Genomic DNA, 23,308 nt, shown 5'->3' on the forward strand with positions numbered 1-23,308 from the left:
ATTTGAAAACACGAACGATTGAAGACAAATAACGAGGGCAGATGACGACCGAAGAACTTGAACGTCTGCTGGCTCAACAACCCGTCTCACTGCTGCATCGACTCGCCCGGGGGCGTGTGCCCCGGCATTTTCGAGCAGGAAAGCGACGGCTGATCGATCTGCTCCTGAGACATTCTGATCAGAACCGTCCCGGCCTGGAATCGGATCTTGTCACCCTCGTCCAAGATCGCCGGAACCGGCAGGCAGAACTGTCCGATCCGCGCCCAAAGATCCACCGTCCACCGCATGCCCCTCGAGCGGCAACAGAGCGGCGGGAGCAGAGGCAGGCAGAGCCGGAGCACCATAGTCCGCCGGTTTCGCTTCATGCGTGGCTGGAAGGTCTCGGCGTGCCGCCATCCCAGCCTTTTGTTCCAGATGCATGGCAGACGGAGGCCCTGGCCTGCCTGGCTGAGACCGACGTTATCGTGAGCGTGCCGACGGGGAGCGGCAAGACGTATGTCGCCGTCGAAGCAGCGCGCCGGGCCATGGAAGACAACCGCACCGTCATCTATACGTCGCCGCTGAAGGCCCTCTCGAATACGAAATATACGGAATTTTCAAAACTGTTCGGGCCGGAACGCGTCGGCATTCTGACCGGAGACCGGCGTGAGAATGCGCAGGCGCCTCTCTTAATCATGACGACCGAAATCCTGCGGAATCTTCTCTATGACGCGGCCGGCGGTGAGATCGATCTCAGGCTCGATACGATGGGTTTGGTCATTCTCGATGAATCGCAATATCTGGCCGATCCGGAACGCGGAGTCGTCTGGGAGGAAACCCTGATTTTTTGTCCCAGCCAGGCCCGCCTGCTTCTGCTCTCCGCTTCGATCGGCAATCCTCAAGACATCGCCGATTGGCTGAGCTCAATACGCTCGACGCCGTGCCATTTAGTTCGGCATGCCCGCCGGTCAGTGCCGCTTCGCGCGGGCTATCTGCATCCCAACGGAAAATTGACCCCGCTGTTCAGAACAGTGGGTATTCCGCAGGGACAACCCCACCTGCTGCATCCGGAAGCACGGCGATTATTCGCGGAGTATGAAGAGGAAACGTTGCCGTCACGGGGACGATAAGATACGCGGTCTTGGAACTCAGAACACGTATGTGAGTCCGACCGTCGGCCCGTGGCGCAACGTTTCAAATTCATTGAGATTCGCGCTTGCGCTCGATCCATTCGCCCCATAAATTTTCCAATCCCCGTCGGTGACCTTGGTCCACCAGACGCGATAGCCTCCCGTCAGATAGAGCCGCTGTATCAGCATCACCCGGACGTTGATATCGGCATTCGTGCCGATCCCGACTCCCGTCATTTTGAAACTGGGATCCTGCGCCAGATCGGTGCGCAAGTGATGCACATCTTCATTATTCAACCATGTGACGAGAAAGGCGGCCTTGGCATCAATATCGACCCGGGGCCAGAGCTGGTACCGGATCTGGCTTCCCAAGACCTTCAATGAAGTCCAGTGCACGGTATTGGTGATAACCGTCTGACCCTTGAACCGGCTCGTCCCCGCGGGAGGACAGCCGAAAGAGGGGTTCGGAGACGAAGCGGTGGTGCACTCGACTTGGAGCAGGCCGTTCGCAACCTGCTTCTCCCGCCAATATTGAAATCCGACAAACAAGTCCAGAAAACCCTTGTTGCGGCGGAACTCGTGCGCCAGGAATCCGATGTCGGCGTTGACGTACCACATATCGTCGCCGCCGATATCGCTGAAGGTCCGGGAGAAGCGCTGCGCACCCGGCATGCTCGCGCCGTTATTGGCGGCGCCTTGCGCGCTGAGGAAATCGTCGTCCGTTAACCGGCCTCCGCCGATCTCCGCAAAACCAAAATTCGCCTGCAGAAAAAGCCGGTTCTTGAATCGAACCTTCCCGGCCAGTTCCACGACATTGGTTCCTACGTCCTCATATTTCAATTTTGAGCTGGGATTCCCGAGATCCGGATCCAGATGGGACGCGTCATGGCTCCAGTCGGTCTTGCCCTGAGTGAACCACCCGGTCACGCCGACTTCGACGCTTTTCACCAGTGGATCCTTCGCTTCCGGTGTGTCCGCCCAAGCCGGTTCGATCAAGCCCGGCCATGCGGCAACAAGGAACACGCCGATGATCGCTCGGCGCCACCAACAAGTCGTCATCACGTCATTCTTTCTCCGTTGCAAGCCGGGTTTCAGGCCATCAATTTGGCGCCGGCACTGGGGCTGCCATCATCTAGTATATGTACTTAGTATACTACGGGCGCCGTGGCTTCTCAGATACCCGATCCTCTCCTATCGGGTCAACAACTATTTTCGTTCTTCAACCGGGCGTCACGGGATATTCCCGTTCTCAGTCCAAGTCCTTAGGAAATCTTTGCCGAGCATCACTTTTGTACACCCATGTGCCGGCCGCCTACACATGTCGCGCGGTGATAGACGGATCATTATCGACGGCGGAGCCCGGCGGTGTATGCAATTTCCCGAACAATATTTCTTGACCGCAGCGTCTATGATCCACTATGGTGCGGCGTCACCAACCACTTAGGGAAGATTTCGTCGGTGCGATTTCCTCTCGCATTGAGCGTGATCGCTTGCTCGCACCAAGCAACCGCCATGATGGCATGGCAGTTGCTCATGGACTGCTTTGCTCTGGGCGAGGTCGATCACTTCAATTGGAGGAGCCGTTAATGAATGCAGGTCTCTCTCACCACAAGCTGCGCCGAATTACACAGCCCCATGTGTCACGCGCAGGAGGAAAATTCTTCACGCGAATTTGCATCCTGACCACGGCATTGATCGGCCTTTTTGGCGCATCGGCCCTTGCGCAAAATATCCAAGTGTCCCCCGCCGCCCTGTCCGCAACCCTGGTGAAGGGGCAGAGCACGACCCTGACGCTCAACCTTCAAAAAAGCACCACCGAGCAGAATTTCTGGGAACCCAAAACAAGCGTGACGTGGATTGCTCTTTCTCCGGCCTATGGCAGCAGCAATACCATCACAACCGAAGTGGATCAGGTGCGGGTGACCATCAACAGCGCGAACATGACGCTCGGCACGAATTCCGGCCTCGTCTACATCATGCAGTCGGGTCCGGGTATTTCCAATTTTGTTACGGTCCCGGTGACGGTGACAGTCACCCAGTCCGGCACGACCACGCCGCCGTCTCCACCGCCCGCCTCACCACCGCCCGCCTCACCACCCCCGGCCTCACCACCCCCTCCCGCCTCGCCGCCCCGGCGTCGCCGCCGCCCGCGTCACCACCTCCGGCGTCACCCCCGAGTTCGCTGAACTCGAATATCACAGCCTGGCCCGCATCGCTTTCGGCGAATGTCGTCAAAGGGCAGACCACGACGCTCACGCTCAATCTCCAAAAGACCGGAGCCGAGCAACACGTCTGGGAGCCAAAGGCCAGCGTCGGATGGGTTACGCTTTCGCCGGCCTATGGCAGCAATAACACCATCACGACCGAACTTGATACCTTGCGGATCACTGTCAACAGCACCAACATGACCGTCGGTACGAACTCTGGATTGATCTATGTATGGGAATCCGGTCCCGGCGTCTCGCGTCTCATGCAGGTCCCCATAACAGTCATGGTCGCGCAAACCGGGACAACCACGCCGCCGCCCCCGCCGCCCGCGTCACCGCCCCCGGCGTCACCACCCCCAGCCTCACCACCGCCCGCCTCGCCGCCGCCGGCGTCACCGCCGCCCGCGTCACCACCTCCGGCGTCACCCCCCCCGAGTTCGCTGAACTCGAATATCACGGCCTGGCCCGGATCGCTCTCGGCGAATGTCGTCAAAGGACAGACCACCACCCTCACGCTCAACCTCCAGAAGAGCGGCACCGAGCAGCATTTTTGGGAGCCGAAGACCAGTGTCATGTGGGTATCACTTTCACCGGCCTACGGCAGCAGTAACAGCATTACGACGGAACTGGACACCGTACAGGTCACAGTGAACAGTTCTTCCATGTCGCTGGGTGCAAATTCCGGATTGGTCTATATCAGCGAATCGGGGCCGGGCGTCTCACGTCTCATCCAGGTCCCAATCACAGTAAACGTCCAGCAAACAGGCACGACCACACCGCCGCCGCCGCCCCCGCCGCCTCCTCCGATTGGCGGGGTCACCCCACCGCCTCCACCTCCGCCGTCGCCCACAAACGGCACGGCGACGGTGACCTGGGCGGCGAACAGCGAAGCCGACCTTGCCGGCTACAGGCTGTATATTGGAACAGCTTCAGGCGTCTACAGTCGAACGGTGGATGTAGGGAAGGTCACGTCCTATGTCATTACCTTGCCGAAGGGCGTGACCTATTTCTTCGCGCTCACGGCATATGACAATTCCGGAAATGAAAGCGGGCGGTCCGCAGAGTTGAGTCGAAGTCTCTTTTGATCGTCGGACGCGGCGACTTGACCCCTTTCCTCCAAGACCTGTATAACGAGCGCTGCCTTGCTGCTTTGCCTACGGAAGCAGCAAGCGCCTCGCGCCCGTAGCTCAATGGATAGAGCACCAGACTACGGATCTGGGGGTTACAGGTTCAAGTCCTGTCGGGCGCGCCACTTGCCACTTTGTGTGGACCCCGCTCGTCAGGCGCAGCCTCTCTTTCTTGCGCGGGCGGATACGACTCGCCGGCACGCTCAAGCTCAGCGCCTCTTACGCGTCGCACCGTACACCCTCGGCGGACCTCGCCTTTACCGCTTCGCGACGATATTGATGAATCATTCGTGCCGGCTCCACACTTCCGGTGAGCCGCGGGCTATCCAAGCGCAGCATCTCTTCCGTGTGCCCGCGTGTAAAAACCATAATTCGATTCCGCGCACTTGTACTTGAGGTAGGTCTATTACGCCCGTTCCACTTCTCAGGAATGCCCTGCCATTTACAATGACGAGATCTTAAGACCGCTTTCACGTGTGCTTACACAACTGCACGACCGCCAATGAAGTCATGCTTGTCGCGCTTACGAAGGACCTGCTGACCGCACTGCCGTGAGATCCACGAGTCCGGAATAAATAGCCCCTACTTGCGCCGTCTCAAATCGATGTTCGCACATGACGCGTGGGATACCAGAGTATGCCCGAACACCATCTAGCGCCCTTCTTCAACAAGCCAGGAAAACTCCAAGCAACTCAGCCCATGTTCCCCTAGGAGCTTGGCTGCTGCCGCCTCTTGATTAAAGTCTTCGATTGCGATTAGTAAGAGATCTTCGGCAGCACTCGCTTAAAGAATGTCCTTAAACGTCGGGCACGGCTCGAAAAGGAGCGATTACCATGGGCAAGATCATCGAGTGTGACAAGGTAGATCCGACATCCGGATGTAAGCAGGTCATCCGCGGAAACACCGAAGAGGAAGTTCTGAAGAACGCCATGGAACACGCGAAGCAACATGGCATTCGCGAGGCCACGCCGGAGCTCAAGGCAAAAGCGAAGGCAGCGATCCGGGACGAGAAGTAAAGACCTTTTGTTGAATCATTTGTGAATACAGCGTCCCGACTCAATGGCGAAGATGTGTTGCGCATCGCCTCATCCGATGGGATCAGATCCTATAAAGTCTTGATCCGCGGTGCCTTACTTACGACACAGCGCCATCCCCTCTGCAATTGCATCAGTTGCTGATTTATAAGGACATCGCCTCACGGATCAAGCAAGAACTTGCCGGCCTGTACGTACTGAGTCACGAGAATATCTCCTAGACCATTAACTAAGCCATACCATACCACCCCGCGGCATCGTGGAGACTCACCTCCTTGATTAAGCGTCAGGAAGTTGCCATGGTTGTTTATCTCCTCGTCGTATCGGAGGTGCTCTATGCGAACATGGATCCATGACTCATCCGAGACGTATCCGGAACAGGAAATTGCCGTCCTCGCCACGGCTACGGTAATAGCCAGTTCGGAAGCCGACGGCCATCCGGTGTCGCAGGTCTTCGATGAGCACCGGGGTCCCGGGGGGACTCAATGGATTGCCGGCGAACCTGGAGATCAGCACGTGGTCATCGCATTTCATCAACCTACCACCCTCCGGCGGATCACGGTGGAAATAGAGGAACGTGAAGTCCCTCGGACGCAGGAATTGCAGGTGAGCGTGTCCGGCGATGGCGGCCGCACGTACCGGGAACTCCGGCGACAGGAGTTTACTTTTAGCCCGGACGGAGCCACCTGGGAGTGTGAAGACTGGGCTGTATCCGAACTGAACGTGACCCATGTCAGGCTGATGATTCGGCCTGACAAAGGGCGCCCGGATGTATTTGCCAAGCTCACTTCTTGGGTCCTCGCAGATATTGACTGATGCTGCCAATATCAGGCCAGAACTCGCCAATCCCGATCAACTCGCCCTTTGCGTGCCATTGGTGCCTGCTTTCGCCTCCCTGACGCTCGATGCATGGAGCGCCAGGTATCTTCAAATATGGATAAGACCGCTATTGTCCTTCAAATGCTCGCCTACCCATCGCATGCTCCTCTTTCGATGGGCTGCTTGGCGTAGTTGATATAAAGCTCCCTCATAGGTTCAAGCAAACTTAAAAACTGGGGACAGTACCAGGCCCCAAAACCCGAAACCATCCATTACAGTGATACCATGGAAAATCGGAAGACTCTCATAGCTGGATTGATCCTGAATCTCGGGCTGCTAGCTCTGTTCATTGCCTACCTCGTGGCTGCGCTCCTTGCCGGCACGCCTTCTTAACGGTGGATCGCCCGAACCCTCTCATCAAAAATTTGTATCAGCGGCGTCCACAAACGTGCCGCGCCTTATTCGGCGCGGCGTGGACCTCGCGTGGCGTCTCCGCAGTTTCGTCACGAACCGTCATGAATAATGCGGGCTAACAGATCTCTTTCCCTCACCTCTTTCTTTGCGAGCAGGCGCATGGGACACCAGGAAGCACAGGCTCTGATGGCTCACCCCTCCAGTCTGAACAGCAGCCGCCGTTGCTCCGGATCGTACACCGGCAAAATGGCGGTATGAGGCGGAGGCGTAATCCAGAAGCCATGGCGCAAATCTAAATTCGCCACATCAGACGACATGCTCATTTTCAAGTCCACCGGTTATATCAGGGCTAAAAGACTCCAATCTAAAGCTCTCTTCGCACCCGTTATTCTCTCTGATACAGTTTGCTCATCGAACATGGCGGGTCTTGTGATTATTCAGAGCAAGGACGTGGTCCGCTCTCAGTACCGTGAACCTTTTGAGCGAGCCGGGTATTTCGTGCATGAGACCGCGGAGGGTTTGAAGGCACTCCGCGGCCTTCATGAACGGTCGATGGACCTGGTAATTACCGACATTCACCTCTCGGATTGCGATTCCTTGGAGTTCATTGCAAGCCCACGCCGGGGATGAGGACGCGCTCATCACATCGAAACTATTGGGCGCGGATGCCATTGTGCAAGACTCGTTGGACGAGAAGGCGCTGCTCCAAGCCATGAAACCGCAATTGGGGCCCAGAGGAGAGGCCGGATGACACAGCTCGCTATGGCGCATCTTCTCGTCATCGAGGATGAGGCACCGGTCCAGGATCTGCTTTCCATGATGCTGAGTCAGGAAGACCATAAGAAACCTGGTGATGATCAGAAGGGGGGTTGCAGTCTTACGAGGGCTAGGCGTTCACCAACAGACGACCGTGATTATTCTTACCGGATATGGATTTGACGAGGTGGAGGCGAAAGCACGGACGCTTGGCGCCCATCCGATATTCAAGCAAAGATTCTTGCTGCACGACCTCGCACCAGCCATTCATGCCATGATCAGCAGCATGTCGAGTCAGCGTCCCGACCATAGATCAGCGCCGCGATAGACGATTTGCTCTTCCGAGAATTTCGACCGCTTCATGGGTCCACTCCATTCGTCGAGCACCGCGGCGCCGGTGGTCTATTCCGGTTTTAGAGTGCCGTCGTTTTAGGGGAGACGTCCCGCTCGATACCGGTACCTCGCAGGAGGCCGGGGCATGCCTCCCCCAAGGACAGCCCCCTGGTGGCCGGCAAATATCCATTGTCTGCTCCGCAGACTTGGACAATAGTATTCAGTGATTTAGGATCAACTATCGGAAGAGCGGAAGGGAAGTCCACATCTGAAATGGAAATCAGCGGCAGCCTCGTCGTAGTGACCGGAGCCTCAGGAGGAATCGGGGCCGCGGTGGCCAGAGAATTGGCCAGAATGGGAGCCTCGGTCGTTCTGCTGGCCCGGCGAAAGGTGCAATTAGATCAAGTCGCGGCGGAAATCACCTTAGCCGGCGGAAAAGCATGGACATATAGCGTGGATCTGACCAACGCGGAGGCGGTTGCATTGGTGGCGGCCTCAATCAACAAGCAGTTAGGGATACCGATTATTTTAGTCAATAACGCAGGGGTCGGCACATGGCGGTTCACAGATGAAACGAGTCCCGCTGAGGCGATCACATTTATGGCGGTCCCGTATTTTGCGGCCTTCAACGTCGTGCATGCCTTCTTGCCTTCTATGCTGAGATGGAAAAAGGGCCACATCGTCAACGTCAGTTCCGTGGGCTCGCGGTTCACCTGGCCCGGAGCCACGGCTTATTTGGCTGCTCGTTGGGCCATGCGCGGCTTTACCGAAGCCCTGCGTGCTGATCTCGATGGATCCGGCATTGGTGTGACGTTGGTCGAACCGGGGGTAGTGAAATCGACATACTGGGAGCACAATCCTAAAAGCCGAGAGCGAGTTCCAAAACTAGCCAAGCTCATCCCGGAATTAACACCCGAGGATGTCGCCCAAGCGATTACCCGCGGCATCGAACGAAACAAACGGGCGATTGTGATTCCATTCATGATGAGATTAACCTGCTGGCTTCATGCCTTATTTCCGAGGCTGGTTCAATGGCTTATAAACAGGACAGGCTATAAGCGTCCTTGAAGCCATTCCGGATGAGTGATCGGTTGGAAGAGAATGTGTCTCTGAAGAGCAATCGCCCGAGGACGGTTCAGCAGGCTTGTTTCTCAAGGGATTTATTCGAGAAATAATACTGGCAAAAATTCGACAGATCCTCACTGGTCGTCAAATCCGCACTTCCGTTCTTCTGCCGACTGACCAAAACCCATTCGGTGACCTGCCTCGCCAACTCATCCGGATTCAGGCCCTCTCTTTGAAACATATGGATAGCCGTCATGGACAACGTGACACAGACGGTCGCTTTTGCCTCATTGTCTACAAAGACATATTCATTGCCACCGCGGAACACGAGAAGTATGTGGGTTGGACTGCCCGCCCGCATGCCGATCCTCCACTGATCCGCCATGACACAAGATACATTCAACTGCCGGCCCGATCGTTGCCATGACTGTTTTGGTGATTCGAGAAGTAATCGCCGATAACGGTGTTTGCCCGACGGATACATATAGCCGTGCTAAGGCAAACACCATGCCGCCATGTGCATAATTCTCTATGTATTGGAAAGAACGAGCGCCGGCGGCAAATCCATCTTCTGCGGCTTGGAAACATCGGCCCAATTGCGTATCCAAAACTCTATAGATGTATCTTTTTTGCAGAAACTGGAGGGCTCTCTTCTACGCAGAAAACTCCCGAGACCTCTGTCGCACTATAAGACAGTCGGCTCACTCCGGGCCTATCCGTTGCCTCTTCCCTGGCTTCTCAGCCGGAGGAAAAGATGGAGGTCAACCGGCAACGAATTTCTTCCGCCTGATACGTTGGCCGCAATAGCGGCATTCCCATAAATCGAGGATAAATTTACCCTCGACACACATGACATCGAACCGATGGTCGCAACCTTGTTGGCGCGCGGATATGTGACGCACTCCTGTTTGATTCATTGTCTCGCTCTCCGGCATCATGTCCCCCTCACAAAAAATACATGGTCGGTGCAATAGACCCATCGATATCTCGAAACAAGGTCCTACCTTCAGCCACAATGTAGATGATTGTCTCCACAGGAAGTATATCCGTTGGCGGAATGAAGCCGGTGTTCCAGTTCGCAATAGATGCAGCGCCCTTTTTCGATCACACTATACTTGTGACACCGTTCACATACTCGGGAATGGAACAGCAGCAGGCGCAGTCTTTTCAACATAGTGGCTCTCGGCTACGCCGGCATCTCTTGAGCAGCGGGATCGGCATGTGACTCGCTTTTCTTCATCGACGGCACTGGAACATGATCGACTCGTTACGCGGACACAGAACACTCAATTGCTGGACAATGTATGCGGGCAAGCCATGCCGGGGTATAGACGCTCCTTCAGAACTCCTGTCGATGATTTACGACACAGCCGTCAGGCAGGCCGGATCCTCCTTTGCCAAGGAAGTCGCTGGTCCTTGTGAAGCCTGATTGGTCCACAGCGTGGCGGCGGGTGGCGAGGGTGACCTATGGCATTTCAGGAGAGGACCTGCGCTTCAGTCAGATTATGAAAGCGCTGGATGCTTGTGATGAGGCGTATCTGGCGAATGACTGGGCCAATTTCAGGGAAGCGCAAAGCTGATTACACGAATCGTCGGCACATAACGGATTGCCTGACTCTTGTCTCGGTTCAACCAAACCGGACGCATGAACATCCTACGGATGCGACTTACCGAATCACGGTCACGTGCACATCGGCGGGGGCTGAAGGCCGACCATCCTTGGGAGGAGGAGCGGGAGCAGGACGCGAGGAGGCGTCACAGGGCAACGGGCAATTGGGCGCGCTGATGTGCAGCTGATCGATATATTGATGAACATCCACGGTCCGTCCCAACGCATTGCTGTGTCCGTCCCATGTCTGAGCCCAGACCCATTCATTCACGACCTTTGTTCCGTAATTGAGATTGGTATAGTTGCCGGCCAACTGTCCATCGACCCACCAACGCACGATCCCATTCCGGCAGGTAGGACAATTGCTTGCACGCACATAGGCTTCGATGCGATGCCAGCGTCCGAAATAGATATTTCCGCTTCCGACATTGGGATGGCAGACCAGACCCATATCAGAGTCACAGGCGTGGCTATTGTCGACAGAGCCTGTATTGTGACTCCATATGAGCTGCATGGGATTCCCATAGCCGTGTACGCCCCAGTACCCATTTGTTTTGGAACCTCCTTGAAGATCATCCTCCGCACGCAGAAAAAATATCTTATTGATTCCGACCATGTTCTGTTGCCAATCTTTATTGACCTTAAACCAAAACCCGGCATACATCTCTCGCAGAGGCGCTCGCTTCAGATAGACCAGCACAATTCCGCCGTGCGTGTTTGGATAAATGAGGCTGGCACGCGCCACCTTCGGCGGCGAACCAGGCGCGCTTTCATCCTCGACGATATCCCCTGATTTATACACGTTCACTAATTGGCCGCCGCAGTCGAGCGAGTCGAATGGACAATCCAGCAGAGTCGTTGAACCGGGCGGTTCATTCGGCCAGCCTGTGGCCGCAAAAACATTCGCGGACCAAACCATCACGATGAATACGAGAAGCAGAATCCAAGAGTGCCGCATAACAAACTCCTTGCATCAATGATTGAATCACACAGCATCGGCTCGTGACCGCAGAGGCAGATGAGCAGTCCATTATAATTCCGGCACTTTCGCTCTTGACGACTTTATTTGAACGGGGTACAAGAACGCTATCCTGACGGGTGCCTCCTGCAACGATCCCCGCCCCATACAGCTATGAATCCCTATAGCCAAACCGAAGTGTTGAATAGAAGATTCAAGCGCGTAGCTTGGTCAACGTCATTCCTGTTTCTCAGCGTGATAGCTCTTCTGATCATGGAACTCACCGGTGTGATTCCTGTCAGCCCCCTTCAACCGAACACCACAACCGGTACCAAAACTTCGTCGCCTTCCCAGGTCCTGCCAGCGAATCCCCCGCCCGACCCCGCATCCGGCGCCGCCAAGCCCTGATCTTGTTCCTATCCAAATATCGAGATGGGCCGGATTTGGTCCCGGTCGTTGCATTTGCGTCTTTGCTAGACAGACCGGCGCGCGGCAGGTAAGCTTCTCTTGCGTCCATAGATGGCGAGAGAGGATGACACGGTCCATTCAGCACCGCGGTCATGGTCGTGACGAAGGGATATCCTATGGCTACCATTCTGGTTATCGATGACGAGACTTCAATCCGCACCCTTCTCCGAGGGGTCCTTGAGCAAGCAGGCCATCGGGTCGTGGAAGCGCATGACGGTCGAGAAGCCATATCGCAGTATCAACAGAATCGGCCCGATCTGGTGATCATGGATTTGTTGATGCCGGAGGTCGACGGCCTCGAAGCCACATTGCAACTCAGCCGCGAATATGTCGATACGAAAATCATCGCGATGACCGGCGCCCAAGGGGATCGCAATTTTTTGGATGTCGCGCAACTATTCGGCGCCTGCCGAGCGTTCGAGAAGCCGTTCGATCTCCAGCACATGCTCCAAGCGGTGCAGGAAGAGCTCGCGGCTACCGGTTCCCGCTGACCCCTTCCTCCGTATCAATTCGATGCCGATTCTGCCCGGCAATCTCCTTGTCCATCCGCCGACCCGGCCGCGTAATTGTACGGTTAGAAGTGCCGCGCGTACCCGAGATAGATCGTGGCTGCACGACAGATAGTTCTGGAAAGAATCGAACACGTTCTGCGACAATTACTCTTTGTTCCTGGAAAACGCCGAGCCAGGTTGCGCTCTCATCGTGACGCTGATGTCATCAAAATGGTCGGTCATGTGGATTTCGTGGATCGTTGTTATCCTCATGGTCGGAGTGCTCCCGCTGAACAATTTCGTCGGACACTCCCACTGGGAATACATTAAATGGGTGCCGACCGCTGAACAGCTGACGTCCCCTCTTACGCTCATCGATCTCACCCTTGATGCGATCGCCAATATTCTGCTGTTCGTGCCGTTCGGTTTTCTCTACGCCGGCCGGGCGCAAGCAAAGGGCGCCTCACCTCTCGTCCTGATTCTCCTCGCTCTCGCGCTATCCTCGGGCATTGAATTGTATCAAGTGTACTGCCACAACCGAAGCACCTCGCTTCTTGACGTGATCGACAATGTGGCAGGAGCCTATGTGGGCCTTCGACTCGGCAGGCGATTCTTTGAAAAACCACTCTCGGTGGAGGCGCGCCACATTGCCACTATTCCCAGCCCATAGGTTCGTATCCCCGCTCCCGCAGGCAACGATCGACTACACGGGTATAGGCCGCGCCAGGCCGTGACTTCCTGAAGAGCCCCCGCAAGAAGCCGGCCGTCCCGCCACCGGCTGCTCCGACCTTTGCCCCGCGTCCTGGATTTCCAACCACCGCGCCTCCGACCGCCCCGGCTGCCGCCCCGATCGCTCCACCGGCCACGGTACCCGTTCCGACTTGAGCGCTTTTCCCTTGGGTCGGCGACGCGCCGGACGATTCCGCTATTTCTCGGCATGCCTCGATATCCGCCTCCACCACGTCGGGGCCGACCTGCTGATAATGTTGGTTCGGATAGAGGATGGGTTTTGACGCACTACAGCCGCTCACCGTGATCCACATGGCCCACAGGACCATGATGGGCTGCATACCATATCGGTTGAGTGGGTAACGGGATGACACGGCTTTCACCATCAAGGATCGGCCTAGATGCGACCGCCAAGTTCCTTTCTTCGGAGCCCGCGCATCATGGCGACATCGCTATAGCCGACTTCACTGAGCGCATCCATGATGTGGAGTCCTTTGGTCGCGACCAGTTCCTTGGCTTTCGCATATTGCTTACTGTTGAATCTGGCCACCGCCGGCTGTCCGTTGACGATCTGGCACGCCAGCACTTCCCCTCCGACCTCCAACGTCCCGCCTTCTTCGATGAGCGTTTTGGCCTGCGCAATTGGAATGCCATGCAAGGCGGCAAAATCAGCCAGCCCGCCGGTTTCAACCAGGCGTCCATCCGGCATGATGCAAAGCCGCTTGAAGTGAGGCGACCAATCCTTTCGGAAATCGATATATTTTATGTCGCCGCCTTTCGCCACCGCGTGGTCCAGCGTTCGATAGTCGAGGCCGAGATTCTTCTGGTCGAGTTTACGGCTTAGTTCCTCCGGGAGCGTCCGCCTGAATACGTCAAAGGCGGCGTCCTCCAACGAAAGGGATTGCGCGCGCGCCAATTGTTCGGCTTCGGCGAACTGCATGACATCCAATACCCACGTTTGCTTCGGCGCGCTTCCTGCCGCATCGATCCGGCAGGCAAAGAGTCCTCTCGTCACGATTCCACCGACTTGCGGATACACATAAACCCCGCCGTCGCTCAGCAACTGTGTCAGTACCTCCAACGGAATGTCATAACTTTCGGAAAGAATTTTGGCGTGAGCCGGCCCGTTCTCCTGAAGCGTCATGGCACAGACCGTCACGTTCCCGGGCGCATCAAACTCCGAGTAATCTTCGATAATGTTGTACAGAGCCGGTGGCTTCGCCGGAGCCGCCTTTTTCTTAATTTTAAACATGGGACCTTCAGTGTTATGAGTTCTGAGTTGTGAGTTCTGAGTTATGGATCAGGAGTTCTGAATTGCGAATGTTGAGTTGCCGCGTCTGTCACGACCGTGCGGTGATATGGTGATAGGGCGACAAGGTTTGCAACCTGATATCATCGACTGCTCCGCCGATCGTGAAATGGTACAATGACTGCAAAGTCAGCCCCTTGATATTGACGATCTCGTGGACCGGATCATCGAAGAAACATCCGATTCCCGTTCCTCGCACCCCGGCCACTTCGGCTTCGAGATAGAGAACTTGCCCGAGCAATCCGGCCTCCCAGAATAGGCGTGGATACCACCACGCGCCTCCCCGACGCAAGAGTCCTTCGAATTCGGCCAGCATACCGAGTGAAAAGGCGCTGTCACCGGCAATGTCTTGATGGCAGCTCACCTGAGCGGCGAGTTTCCTGGCGTCTCCCTGGAGTAACCAGTAGAGCGGCAAATCCGGTGGACAGTCGGGCGCGAGGGTCCATTCCAACTCCGGGTTCATCGCTTGCTGCAAGAGTGTGACCTTCCGCGGATCACGAGCCAGCACGTAGAGGCCCGGCATCAGCCCTTCGACTCGATGCACGAACAAGAGCAGATGAATCGCCGGATCCCACGGAAGGGCATCCCAGGGCATCGGACGCTCCAGATAGGAATGATCGGCCGACGGCATGACGCGCAGCATCATCCGAAAGAACGTAGCCGCCGTGATCGATGTTTTCCCGTCAAACGCCACCGCGCTTCGCCGCTGGCGGATGATCCGGCCGGCCGATAGACCCGCATCGTTCGCGAAGCGCGGCGTGTCGCTACCCCGAACGGCATGGTCGTGACCAGGCAACACGAGAGGGTTGCGCTCAATGGTATGTTTCCAGCTCGCAGCCGCGGCATCATCAATAATCTCCCAGTCAACGGGATTTTCCCGGCTCAACCGATTCGCTCGACCATGCCAGGCCGCATCTGAAAGAGGTTTCACCGAGGCAGGATCAATCCACAATGGAATCGAGCGATCCTCCCCCACCGCTGCCGCCTCGCCCCGACTGACTTCACCTTGCGCTCTCCCCTCTGCCGGATCACCCCTCCCGTCCTCCGGCTCGTACCTTACGCTTACCGCCTGGCGCTTCACGTCTTCGCTCGGCCACACCAGCGCTACGCAATCGGGATGTTCCGGTTCCGCGTTCACATAGTCTTCCGGGCGATCAGTCCCCAGCAATGTCGCGACCGTCTGCTGATCCGTGCCGTCAAGCACGATCAGGTTCCATCCGAGTGTGGCGGCGGCAATCCTCGCGCTTCCGATCGCATGGCCGACATCATGGTTGCAGTATCGGAAAGCCCGTTCTCCATACTTCCATGATTCGCGCCAATGAACCGACGTCAATCCGAGCAAAAAGGACGAACGAGGAAACCAACGGAACAGTTCGGCCGCCTGCTCCACTGAAAACTCCGCCCGCCGCTCCAGTCCATGTTCCTTGGGCGCATAGTGATAGAGCCCCGCGGCCAACTCCAGCCGGTCCACAGTCGGAAAGACGAGATAGCCTTCGGTCGGATGCAGATTCCCGGACGACGGATTGCTTCGTAACGCCCATTCCGTATCCCCGGCCCGCTTCCAGGCCGACAGGGCCAATGCCAGCTCGAGAAACCGTGACAAGGCGACAATGGTCACCGGATGGCTTGATACCGTTCCGTTCCGATACATTGCGTCATACGACGGAGACTGGGGCTCATCCTCCGGTTTCAGCAACGGCAGCGGGATCAGCGGCGCGCCTTCGAATCGCCGAAAGGGATCGGGCTGATTCGCCCAGTCCAGAAAGCCGAGCGAGCGCGCATAGCGATTGAAATGATGCTTAGTTCGGAGATGGTAGCGAATGACGCGATCGATGGGATCGGGCGAGGCCGCTTCGGTCGGTGCGGGCGAAAACGGCTGTTGGATGCTCATTCACCAAGTCTAGCGAGCGGGAAGATGAAAAGTAAATGTGCCTCTATTGACCTGCTTTCCTATCCCCGCGTATGGTGATCGCATGGTGCCGGCTCGCCGGTTGGAGATTAGGCGTTCGTTCTTTCATCGCGTATAAGAAATTGCCGTGGCCGATATGCAGTTCGATCCAGCCCTTGCCGCACAGGAGGCCTTCAGCCTGGCCGGAGCTAAGAATGAACTCGGGGTCGAGTGGGACCACGCGGTCGAGCTGGAAGAAACGTTTTCTTCCAATGCCGGCGCGACGGCAAGGGATGCCTATGAGCGCTTGCTCGCGCTCGGTGCCCGCTATCCACATGCCGCTGCCTTCCAGGCCTTTTGCATCTACATCACCTGGCAACAGGTCACGGAGGAAACGATCTCGCGCCATTTCCGGACCGGCCTGGAGCTTTGCGAAACCTACTTAGCCACGCAGGACGGAAAACATGCCCGAGACATCGAGCGGATCACCGAGCTCTACGGATCATTCCGCGACGGATTGGGATTGGACGAGGAGGACGACAGCCAACAGGAATTTCGCCGCGATACCGTGAAGGGGGGAGACTAATCCAATCGTTTTTCCGGCTTCAAATCCCGATCGCCAGACGAATCGGGCTGGCCGACTCTTGGATGCCGAATCGAACCTCCCGGCCGGCGACTTCAGGATCGGCGTAGGTGCCGAACAGACGATCCCAGAAGGTGAAAACCAGGCCGAAGTTTCGCATATAGCACCGCGGATCGTCGCCGTGATGGATATGGTGATAGCGCGGCGTGACGAATATCCATTCAAGCCGGCGCGACTGCCATGTGACATTCATATGCATCCAATTATTGGTGACAATTAAATAAACGGAATACAAGGTGAAGAACAGCGGGGGAACCGGCTTGATAAGCGGCAACCAGATCGTGAACGGAATAGCGGCCATGATCACCTGCGGCAAACTGGCTCGGATCCCGGCGAGCCAATACATGTAAGTCGGGGCATGGTGCCACTTATGAACCCGCCAGAACCAAGCCGTATGCCATAAACGATGCAGCCAATAGCCGCTGCAGTCGATCAGCAAAACAAAAACGGCCACCTTGACTGCGAACGGCAATGATTGAAACTGCCATGGCACATAGTTCGGGATTGCGATGCGATCGCTGATAAAGACAGCGGCCAGAAAAAAAAGATTGTAGGTGCCTAGGGCGAGCAGGTCCTTGGCGAAGACCATCCGGTACTGAACCGGCCTCGCAGGATATCGCCATTCAACGAGAAAAAACGCGGCGGCGATGCTCCAGTATATGAGATACGGTGTGTAATCAAAATCCATCTGACCACCGCCGCATGTCCCACGGCCATCCTACCATAAGCCGCGTTACAGACCACCGATTATGAGTTACGACGATGTCCGAACATGATAAACATCGGGCCCGCATCTTTCTCCATCGCGGAGATATTCGTCAGGCACGGGCCGCATGGGAATCGGCCGTCGCGGACGATCGAGTCGCCGGCAACCTGAAAGAGCTGTCGAACAGCCTCGGCAATCTGGGAAATGCATGGGCCCTGTCGGGTGAATTCGAGCGGGCGGATGCCTGCTACAAGGAAGTGCTCTCCATTCAACGAACCGAACAAGACGACCATGCCATCGCTCATACCTTGGTCAATCTCGGCAACCTGTATGTCGGGGCCGACCGCCATGAAAAAGCCCGCGCCTATTACCTTGAAGCACTGGACCTGCTCCAGCCGCTGAACGACCATCTCGCCCTCGGCATTCTCTATCATAATCTCGCGATGGATGAGGCCCGACAATACCATTGGGATGAAGCGGTTCGCCTGTTTGGGCAAGCCTTGGAGTCCCACCGAAAAGTCGGCAGCGAGGACGGGCTTGCCGCGACGTACAGCCAACTTGGACGAACTTTTCTCGGCAGCGGCCGTTCCACGGAGGCCGAACGTTGTTTCAGCAACGCGTCGGAACATTTCGTCAAACTCGGCAACCCGGTCGGCGAAGCGGCCGTCCTCCGCGAATTGGCGGATCTGTACGAAGAACGGGACGACCGCCTCTCCGCGATCAGATGCATCGAACGGGTGCACCACCTCGCGTTGGGCACCGGAACAGCCCCTTCCGAGGCCGACCGCGAACGACTCAAGAGGCTGCGGACCGCAGGTAGCTGAACGAGCGGCGCCGGTGGTACAATCCGCCGCAATCAAACCGACGAGAGTCATCCGGCAAGAGGAGACCAATGGATATCAACGCCTTTCGACAAATGGTCGAGAAGAACCCCAAGGGTTTTCTGGGCCGCTATGGTCTTGGAAACAAAATTCTCCAGGAAGGGGGAAGTCTTGCAGAGGCCGCAGAACACCTGACGGTGGCGACGGAACTCGATCCGACGCACGTGGCCTCTCACCTTGCCCTCGGACGAGCGCTGGTTTCTTTGGGAAACAAAGAAAGGGCTCGGTCTGTGTTAAAAGCCGGCATCGACGCGGCGCTTTCCGGCCGGTCGAACGGAGGCATGGACCTGGTTCCGGAGATGCAACATTTGATAAGTACCCTGGGATAGCACGCGACATGGAGGCCGGCTATGAATCTTGATGACGCGAAACAACGCATTGAATCGGCCATGACCCAATATGGCCAGCATGCCGCCGCGGCCATTGATCTGGTTATCAACGAAGTCCGGTCCGATCTGGGCCGTGAGGCCGCCAATGAGCTGATCGAGGAGTTCGACCTCGAACTGCAATACAACATCGCCCCCTCGGAGTCGGACCTCTCCAACAGTTGAAGGTTGACGCTTCTTGCCTTTGATCTGGTGCTCTATCTCAGGGCATGGATTCGGCCATGCCGCTCAAGTGGTTCCCGTCCTTAACCACCTCGGCCGATGTGTCTCTGATGTCACCGCCATACTCAATACATCGGTGCCCTCCTCGTTCTTTGAGGCACGTCTCAAGATTCCCTGGCGGCTCAATTCCACGCCGCAAGATATCGGTTGTGTGCAGGACGGCCCCCTCCGAATCGACGTACCGGCCACATGGGAGGCCCACTGGCGGTTTCATATGGACTGGGACACCAGAATCCAAGCGGAGGCGGCTCTGATCAAACAGTCTTCTCCGGCGCTGGTGCTGTCCGGCATTTCCCATATGGCGGTGGCGGCCGGAGCATCGGCCGGCGTCCCGACCGTCGCGCTCTGCTCCTTATCGTGGGACGCCGTGCTGGAACTCTATGAGCAACCCGGGGTCGCTTCCGAGCAGAACATCGTGCAACACATTCGCCGCGCCTACGCCGGAGCCGACTGCCTGATTCGTCCGACGCCCGGGATTCCGGTTACGGCATTTCGGCGGGTGGCGGATGTAGGACCCATTTGCGAACCCCATCGTCCAAAGACTCGAGAGCTTCGCGCCGTGCTCGAGGTACCAGACGATGACTGCCTCGTCTTGGTCGGCTTCGGCGGCATTGCACAGAGAGAGTTGCCGTTCGCGGCGTTGGACTCCATGGCGCCGTTCCGCTTTATCATCGATGGCGATGTGCCGCCGAACCTGACAAGGGTGGTTGCCACCAAGGATCTTGGCTGGCCGTTTCACACCCTCCTCGCCTCAGTCGATATGATTATGACGAAGCCCGGATATGGGACGATCGTGGAGGCGGTCGCCCTGCGGAAGCCCGTGGTATACGTCCGTCGTTACCATTTCGCCGATGAACAATCCCTCGTGGACTATTTGCACCGTTACGGCCGGGGGATTGAATTGGACAGGGAGGCCTTTGTCGCCGGTGTATGGCTGGAAACCCTGATGGCAGCCAGAGAATCACCGCCTCCGGTCCTCCCCGCACCCGCACCGACCGGCGGCGCGGACGCCGCCTCCCTCCTCCGACGCTACCTTAAGTAAACTCCAGCGTCCCTGCCCGGGTCTTCGTCGATTGACATCACCCCTTTATTTGGCCACGCTCTCAAACGCACATCCTTTTGGCGAATTATCCCGTAGAGTGATATAGTTGGGCCTGCATCGAGTAGCGACGGGAGTGAAGGAACCGCCAAGCCTCGCCTGATGGAAGCTGCTTCACGACAGGCCGCCACAATCATCGATCCCAAACTCCTTTCTCGAGTTGCGAAAGGAGACCTCGAAGCATTCAGCCTGCTGTACGATCAATCCAACGTGCTGCTCTTCACGCTGGCCTATCGGATTCTCGGCAGTCGCGAAGACGCGGCATTACTCCTTCAAGAGGTGTATCTCGAAGTGTGGAGAAAGGTGGTTCGCTATGATCACGGTCGCGGCACGCCGGTCTCATGGCTGGTCACGTTGACGCGGAGTAGAGCCATCGATCGAATTCGCTCCGGAGTATCCCGCGGATCGCACACCGTTGCCGATGCCCTCAACGATCCGTCCAGCCTTTCCCGCCGAGAGCCAATTTCGGCCGGCACGGCAATGGACGGCGAATTGCGACCACTACTGACCAACGCGATTGCGGAATTGCCTGTCGCACAACAGCAGGCGGTTGAAATGGCATATTATCAGGGGCTCTCGCATGCGGAAATCGCCGCGAAATTGAATCAGCCTCTTGGGACGGTGAAGACACGAATCAAGCTGGCAATGATTAAACTGCGTGCATCGCTCCATACGACGTTGGAACAACATCATCCATGATGACGCACGAGGAATTGGAGGAGGCGGTTCCGCTCTATGCCGTCGGCGCATTGGAGCGTCCGGAGCGCCAGGCTTTGGAAGCCCATCTCCTGTCCGGTTGCGCGACCTGCCATGCCGCGTTGAAAGATTACCAGGGAGTCGCGGCGCTCCTGCCGTTTACCCTCCCGCCGGTGGCGCCTCCCAGCGAACTCAAAGCGAAAGTTCTCGCCGCCCGCAATCCTTCCCCTCCTCCGATTGAAGAGACCAGACAAAGCGTGAAGCCGAGCCTGGAGCCCGGAGAATGGATGAACCATCTCTTCCCGCCCATCACCCCGGCTCGGTCATGGCCCTTTCAGCTTGCCTTTGGACTCCTGAGCCTGGTGCTTTTCGCGGGCGCCGGGTATTTCGCGTGGACGGCGCACAGCCGCTCGACGCGTGAGGTGGAACAAACCACCAACCTGCGAGAGATCCTTGAACAAGAGACGTCGAAAACGACGGCTCTCCAGCGGGACATCATCGAACGGGAGAACGCCATCAAGCAATTGCGTGATGAATTGGACGTCCGGCGAGCCGATCTCACCGAATTGAGAGATCAAGTGATCCAGCGCGATGCCGAACTGGACGATCTTCGCAGTCAACTGGCGCAGCGTGCCGTCCGCCAGCAGGACGAGTTTGCCGGTCTTTTGAAAAGCCCCTCTTCCAAAGTCATCGCTCTGTCAGGTACGGAACGAGCCAAGCAGGCCGGCGGGTTTGTCCTCTTCGATCCGACCGGGAAGAAAGCCTGGCTCTATGCATTTGATCTACCCGATTTGCCGGCCGGCACCGTCTATCAGCTCTGGGCGATCGACGAGAAACCGTTCAGCATGGGATTCTTCACGCTTGACACCGGTCGAAAAGGACGATTACTCATTAAGGGAATGCGGAACGTCTCGAAACTTAAGCAAATCGCGATCAGCATTGAGCCGGCCGGAGGCCGGCCCCAGCCATCGGGCGCCGTCTATCTTCTCAGCCAGACCTCATGAAAACCGATATGGTCGTTGACGTCGAAACGCCTGTCCAGAGACCCGTTCAATCAACGATGATGGACCGCCGATTCGCAACCAATGAATTCGGTGAAGGCCTCGCACAACTTGCCCGCTGACGCCGGATCGAGTCTCATGCTACCGGATATGGAATTCATGCAGGCGGCACTGGCCCTTGCCAAGCGAGCGGCAGCCGAGGGAGAAGTGCCGGTGGGGGCGCTCATTGTGGCCAATAATATCGTACTGTCCCAGGCCTACAATCGACGTGAGCAATGGCAGGATCCCACCGCTCATGCGGAATTGATCGCCATTCGGGAAGCGGCCGCTCGACTCGGCACATGGAGGCTGACGGAGACGACACTCTATGTCACCCTCGAACCCTGCACCATGTGCATCGGAGCGATTATTCTTTCGCGGATCTCACGGCTCGTGTACGGCGCGCCAGACCCCAAAGCAGGCGCTTGCGGTTCGGTGTTTGATATCCCGCCTGAACCGCGATTGAACCACCGTGTGGAGGTGCAAGGAGGAGTGGGCGAAAAGGAGAGCCAATCTCTGCTCCAAGAGTTTTTTCGAAGACTGCGTAAGAACGCGGAACTCAATACTATCCTCTAGCGCGTAGCGGGGCATAGTGGGAGATGGCGATGTCCCAGTCATCCCCTCGTGCCGCAACCGCGGCGGCCACCTCCTGCCCGAGCGACAGTTCCTTGACGGCCCACCGGACGACCTGACCGCTGGGATCACCCTTGCTGTCGCAAGACCTGATCACTCCGCCCGCGTCGAACCTGAGTTCGATCCGTTCCAAGCCGCTTGAAAGCCCCAGTCCACGCGCCTTGAGATAAGCCTCCTTGCACGCCCAATAGCGATAGAATAACGCCTGCCTGGCTTCTTCAGGCGCTTGCTTCAAATCTTCGTATTCCCGCCTTGCGAAGAACCGGTCCGCCAGTTGAAGATACTCGACATCCGACCGCATGACTTCGATATCCACCCCCACCTCTCGGCTTAGCGCAAACGCGCAAAGACAACAGTCTCCGGAATGAGACATATTGAAGCACAAGGAGTCGGAATCGTTCTCGTGTTCATTCAATATGGGTTTTCCGTGAGCACCATACCGAAAGATCAGGCCGGCCGGTTCGTGATTCAGATACTGTCCCAATAGAATGCGTAGAATCCCATGCGTCAGGACGAATCGGTGTCGATCCTGCTCAAAGACAAACCGTCCCGCCCGCCGGCGTTCTTCAACTGACAGAAGACCATGCAGCGCCTCCAAACTGCCCCGGACGTGAGGCAGAGAGATGCTCCACACCTGCACCAGGTGTGGAACGAGGCGTTCGACGGGAAAGTGCGGAAGATTCACG

At 57.0% G+C, this 23,308-nt stretch carries 27 protein-coding genes, 1 tRNA gene and 1 pseudogene; 20 read left to right on the top strand and 9 right to left on the bottom strand.

Features of this window, described 5'->3' with window-relative positions; translation table 11 throughout:
• Positions 1 to 41: 41 nt before the first annotated feature.
• A complete protein-coding gene (locus ACWGXE_RS11910; RefSeq protein ID WP_447597984.1) occupies positions 42 to 1,109 on the top strand; it encodes a DEAD/DEAH box helicase in 1,068 nt (355 codons plus the stop codon).
• A gap of 18 nt (positions 1,110 to 1,127) precedes the next feature.
• Here ACWGXE_RS11910 and ACWGXE_RS11915 read toward each other — a convergent pair whose 3' ends face one another.
• The gene (locus tag ACWGXE_RS11915) at positions 1,128 to 2,168 is read right to left on the bottom strand and encodes a hypothetical protein (protein WP_447597985.1); all 1,041 of its coding nucleotides are present in this window, start codon (positions 2,166 to 2,168) and stop codon (positions 1,128 to 1,130) included.
• 527 nt (positions 2,169 to 2,695) lie between these two features.
• Here ACWGXE_RS11915 and ACWGXE_RS11920 point away from each other — a divergent pair.
• The 6 genes and pseudogenes from ACWGXE_RS11920 to ACWGXE_RS11945 all read left to right on the top strand — a co-directional run bounded on the left by ACWGXE_RS11920 (position 2,696) and on the right by ACWGXE_RS11945 (position 6,293).
• Complete coding sequence (locus ACWGXE_RS11920; RefSeq protein ID WP_447603944.1) at positions 2,696 to 3,295, top strand: hypothetical protein; 600 nt, start codon at positions 2,696 to 2,698, stop codon at positions 3,293 to 3,295.
• Between the two features lie 8 nt (positions 3,296 to 3,303).
• Positions 3,304 to 3,480, top strand: a pseudogene (locus ACWGXE_RS11925) (hypothetical protein); the annotation flags it as partial.
• 33 nt (positions 3,481 to 3,513) lie between these two features.
• Complete coding sequence (locus ACWGXE_RS11930) at positions 3,514 to 4,401, top strand: hypothetical protein (RefSeq protein ID WP_447603721.1); 888 nt, start codon at positions 3,514 to 3,516, stop codon at positions 4,399 to 4,401.
• A 91-nt stretch (positions 4,402 to 4,492) separates the two neighbouring features.
• A tRNA-Arg gene (locus ACWGXE_RS11935) sits at positions 4,493 to 4,568 on the top strand.
• Positions 4,569 to 5,276: 708 nt separating this feature from the next.
• Complete coding sequence (locus ACWGXE_RS11940; RefSeq protein WP_447597986.1) at positions 5,277 to 5,459, top strand: DUF1059 domain-containing protein; 183 nt, start codon at positions 5,277 to 5,279, stop codon at positions 5,457 to 5,459.
• A 354-nt stretch (positions 5,460 to 5,813) separates the two neighbouring features.
• Positions 5,814 to 6,293 (top strand): discoidin domain-containing protein, encoded by a 480-nt coding sequence (locus ACWGXE_RS11945; RefSeq protein WP_447597987.1) that lies wholly within the window; start codon positions 5,814 to 5,816, stop codon positions 6,291 to 6,293.
• 608 nt (positions 6,294 to 6,901) lie between these two features.
• On the opposite strand, the gene ACWGXE_RS11950 is transcribed toward ACWGXE_RS11945, so the two are convergent.
• Positions 6,902 to 7,033 carry a hypothetical protein gene (locus ACWGXE_RS11950; RefSeq protein ID WP_447597988.1) on the bottom strand — a complete coding sequence of 44 codons (132 nt, stop codon included), beginning with the start codon at positions 7,031 to 7,033 and terminating at the stop codon, positions 6,902 to 6,904.
• A gap of 94 nt (positions 7,034 to 7,127) precedes the next feature.
• Between ACWGXE_RS11950 and ACWGXE_RS11955 the strand changes: the two genes are divergently transcribed.
• The 3 genes from ACWGXE_RS11955 (at position 7,128) to ACWGXE_RS11965 (ending at position 8,867) form a co-directional block, all read left to right on the top strand.
• A complete protein-coding gene (locus ACWGXE_RS11955; protein WP_447597989.1) occupies positions 7,128 to 7,340 on the top strand; it encodes a response regulator in 213 nt (70 codons plus the stop codon).
• Positions 7,318 to 7,461, top strand: a complete 144-nt coding sequence (locus ACWGXE_RS11960; protein ID WP_447603945.1) for a hypothetical protein — start codon at positions 7,318 to 7,320, stop codon at positions 7,459 to 7,461. Before ACWGXE_RS11955 ends, ACWGXE_RS11960 begins: the two co-directional genes overlap by 23 nt.
• A gap of 611 nt (positions 7,462 to 8,072) precedes the next feature.
• Positions 8,073 to 8,867 carry an SDR family NAD(P)-dependent oxidoreductase gene (locus tag ACWGXE_RS11965; RefSeq protein ID WP_447597990.1) on the top strand — a complete coding sequence of 265 codons (795 nt, stop codon included), beginning with the start codon at positions 8,073 to 8,075 and terminating at the stop codon, positions 8,865 to 8,867.
• Positions 8,868 to 8,934: 67 nt separating this feature from the next.
• Here ACWGXE_RS11965 and ACWGXE_RS11970 read toward each other — a convergent pair whose 3' ends face one another.
• Both ACWGXE_RS11970 and ACWGXE_RS11975 read right to left on the bottom strand, forming a co-directional pair.
• Positions 8,935 to 9,225, bottom strand: a complete 291-nt coding sequence (locus ACWGXE_RS11970; protein WP_447597991.1) for a hypothetical protein — start codon at positions 9,223 to 9,225, stop codon at positions 8,935 to 8,937.
• A 1,306-nt stretch (positions 9,226 to 10,531) separates the two neighbouring features.
• Positions 10,532 to 11,431, bottom strand: a complete 900-nt coding sequence (locus tag ACWGXE_RS11975) for a hypothetical protein (protein ID WP_447597992.1) — start codon at positions 11,429 to 11,431, stop codon at positions 10,532 to 10,534.
• Between the two features lie 584 nt (positions 11,432 to 12,015).
• Between ACWGXE_RS11975 and ACWGXE_RS11980 the strand changes: the two genes are divergently transcribed.
• Together ACWGXE_RS11980 and ACWGXE_RS11985 are read left to right on the top strand one after the other, a co-directional pair.
• Entirely contained in the window at positions 12,016 to 12,390 is a 375-nt protein-coding gene (locus tag ACWGXE_RS11980) for a response regulator (RefSeq protein ID WP_447597993.1), read from the top strand.
• Positions 12,391 to 12,631: 241 nt separating this feature from the next.
• Positions 12,632 to 13,060, top strand: a complete 429-nt coding sequence (locus ACWGXE_RS11985) for a VanZ family protein (protein ID WP_447597994.1) — start codon at positions 12,632 to 12,634, stop codon at positions 13,058 to 13,060.
• Here ACWGXE_RS11985 and ACWGXE_RS11990 read toward each other — a convergent pair.
• The 3 genes from ACWGXE_RS11990 to ACWGXE_RS12000 form a co-directional block, all read right to left on the bottom strand.
• Positions 13,044 to 13,460: a glycine zipper family protein gene (locus ACWGXE_RS11990; RefSeq protein ID WP_447597995.1), complete on the bottom strand. Its 417-nt coding sequence runs from the start codon at positions 13,458 to 13,460 to the stop codon at positions 13,044 to 13,046. The two genes, ACWGXE_RS11985 and ACWGXE_RS11990, sit on opposite strands and share 17 nt — an antisense overlap.
• 56 nt (positions 13,461 to 13,516) lie before the next feature.
• Positions 13,517 to 14,371 (bottom strand): hypothetical protein, encoded by an 855-nt coding sequence (locus tag ACWGXE_RS11995; protein WP_447597996.1) that lies wholly within the window; start codon positions 14,369 to 14,371, stop codon positions 13,517 to 13,519.
• Between the two features lie 88 nt (positions 14,372 to 14,459).
• Positions 14,460 to 16,319, bottom strand: coding sequence for a SagB/ThcOx family dehydrogenase (locus tag ACWGXE_RS12000; RefSeq protein ID WP_447597997.1), 1,860 nt, complete (start codon positions 16,317 to 16,319; stop codon positions 14,460 to 14,462).
• 145 nt (positions 16,320 to 16,464) lie between these two features.
• Between ACWGXE_RS12000 and ACWGXE_RS12005 the strand changes: the two genes are divergently transcribed.
• Positions 16,465 to 16,902, top strand: a complete 438-nt coding sequence (locus ACWGXE_RS12005) for a hypothetical protein (protein WP_447597998.1) — start codon at positions 16,465 to 16,467, stop codon at positions 16,900 to 16,902.
• A gap of 19 nt (positions 16,903 to 16,921) precedes the next feature.
• Here ACWGXE_RS12005 and ACWGXE_RS12010 read toward each other — a convergent pair whose 3' ends face one another.
• Complete coding sequence (locus tag ACWGXE_RS12010) at positions 16,922 to 17,647, bottom strand: sterol desaturase family protein (RefSeq protein WP_447597999.1); 726 nt, start codon at positions 17,645 to 17,647, stop codon at positions 16,922 to 16,924.
• Positions 17,648 to 17,721: 74 nt separating this feature from the next.
• Here ACWGXE_RS12010 and ACWGXE_RS12015 point away from each other — a divergent pair, with 74 nt between their 5' ends.
• The 7 genes from ACWGXE_RS12015 (at position 17,722) to tadA (ending at position 22,565) form a co-directional block, all read left to right on the top strand.
• Positions 17,722 to 18,489, top strand: coding sequence for a tetratricopeptide repeat protein (locus tag ACWGXE_RS12015; protein ID WP_447598000.1), 768 nt, complete (start codon positions 17,722 to 17,724; stop codon positions 18,487 to 18,489).
• Positions 18,490 to 18,557: 68 nt separating this feature from the next.
• A complete protein-coding gene (locus tag ACWGXE_RS12020; protein WP_447598001.1) occupies positions 18,558 to 18,875 on the top strand; it encodes a tetratricopeptide repeat protein in 318 nt (105 codons plus the stop codon).
• 21 nt (positions 18,876 to 18,896) lie between these two features.
• On the top strand, positions 18,897 to 19,097 hold the full coding sequence (locus tag ACWGXE_RS12025; protein WP_447598002.1) for a hypothetical protein: 201 nt from the start codon (positions 18,897 to 18,899) through the stop codon (positions 19,095 to 19,097).
• A gap of 13 nt (positions 19,098 to 19,110) precedes the next feature.
• Entirely contained in the window at positions 19,111 to 20,196 is a 1,086-nt protein-coding gene (locus tag ACWGXE_RS12030) for a hypothetical protein (protein ID WP_447598003.1), read from the top strand.
• A gap of 159 nt (positions 20,197 to 20,355) precedes the next feature.
• Entirely contained in the window at positions 20,356 to 20,952 is a 597-nt protein-coding gene (locus ACWGXE_RS12035; RefSeq protein ID WP_447598004.1) for a sigma-70 family RNA polymerase sigma factor, read from the top strand.
• Complete coding sequence (locus ACWGXE_RS12040; protein WP_447598005.1) at positions 20,949 to 21,953, top strand: anti-sigma factor domain-containing protein; 1,005 nt, start codon at positions 20,949 to 20,951, stop codon at positions 21,951 to 21,953. Before ACWGXE_RS12035 ends, ACWGXE_RS12040 begins: the two co-directional genes overlap by 4 nt.
• 135 nt (positions 21,954 to 22,088) lie before the next feature.
• Positions 22,089 to 22,565, top strand: a complete 477-nt coding sequence (gene tadA, locus ACWGXE_RS12045) for a tRNA adenosine(34) deaminase TadA (RefSeq protein ID WP_447598006.1) — start codon at positions 22,089 to 22,091, stop codon at positions 22,563 to 22,565.
• Here the strand turns inward: tadA and ACWGXE_RS12050 are convergent.
• Entirely contained in the window at positions 22,555 to 23,307 is a 753-nt protein-coding gene (locus ACWGXE_RS12050; RefSeq protein WP_447598007.1) for a 4'-phosphopantetheinyl transferase superfamily protein, read from the bottom strand. The genes tadA and ACWGXE_RS12050 overlap by 11 nt on opposite strands.
• Position 23,308 lies beyond the last annotated feature (1 nt).

This window comes from Nitrospira sp. Nam80 (assembly GCF_965152575.1).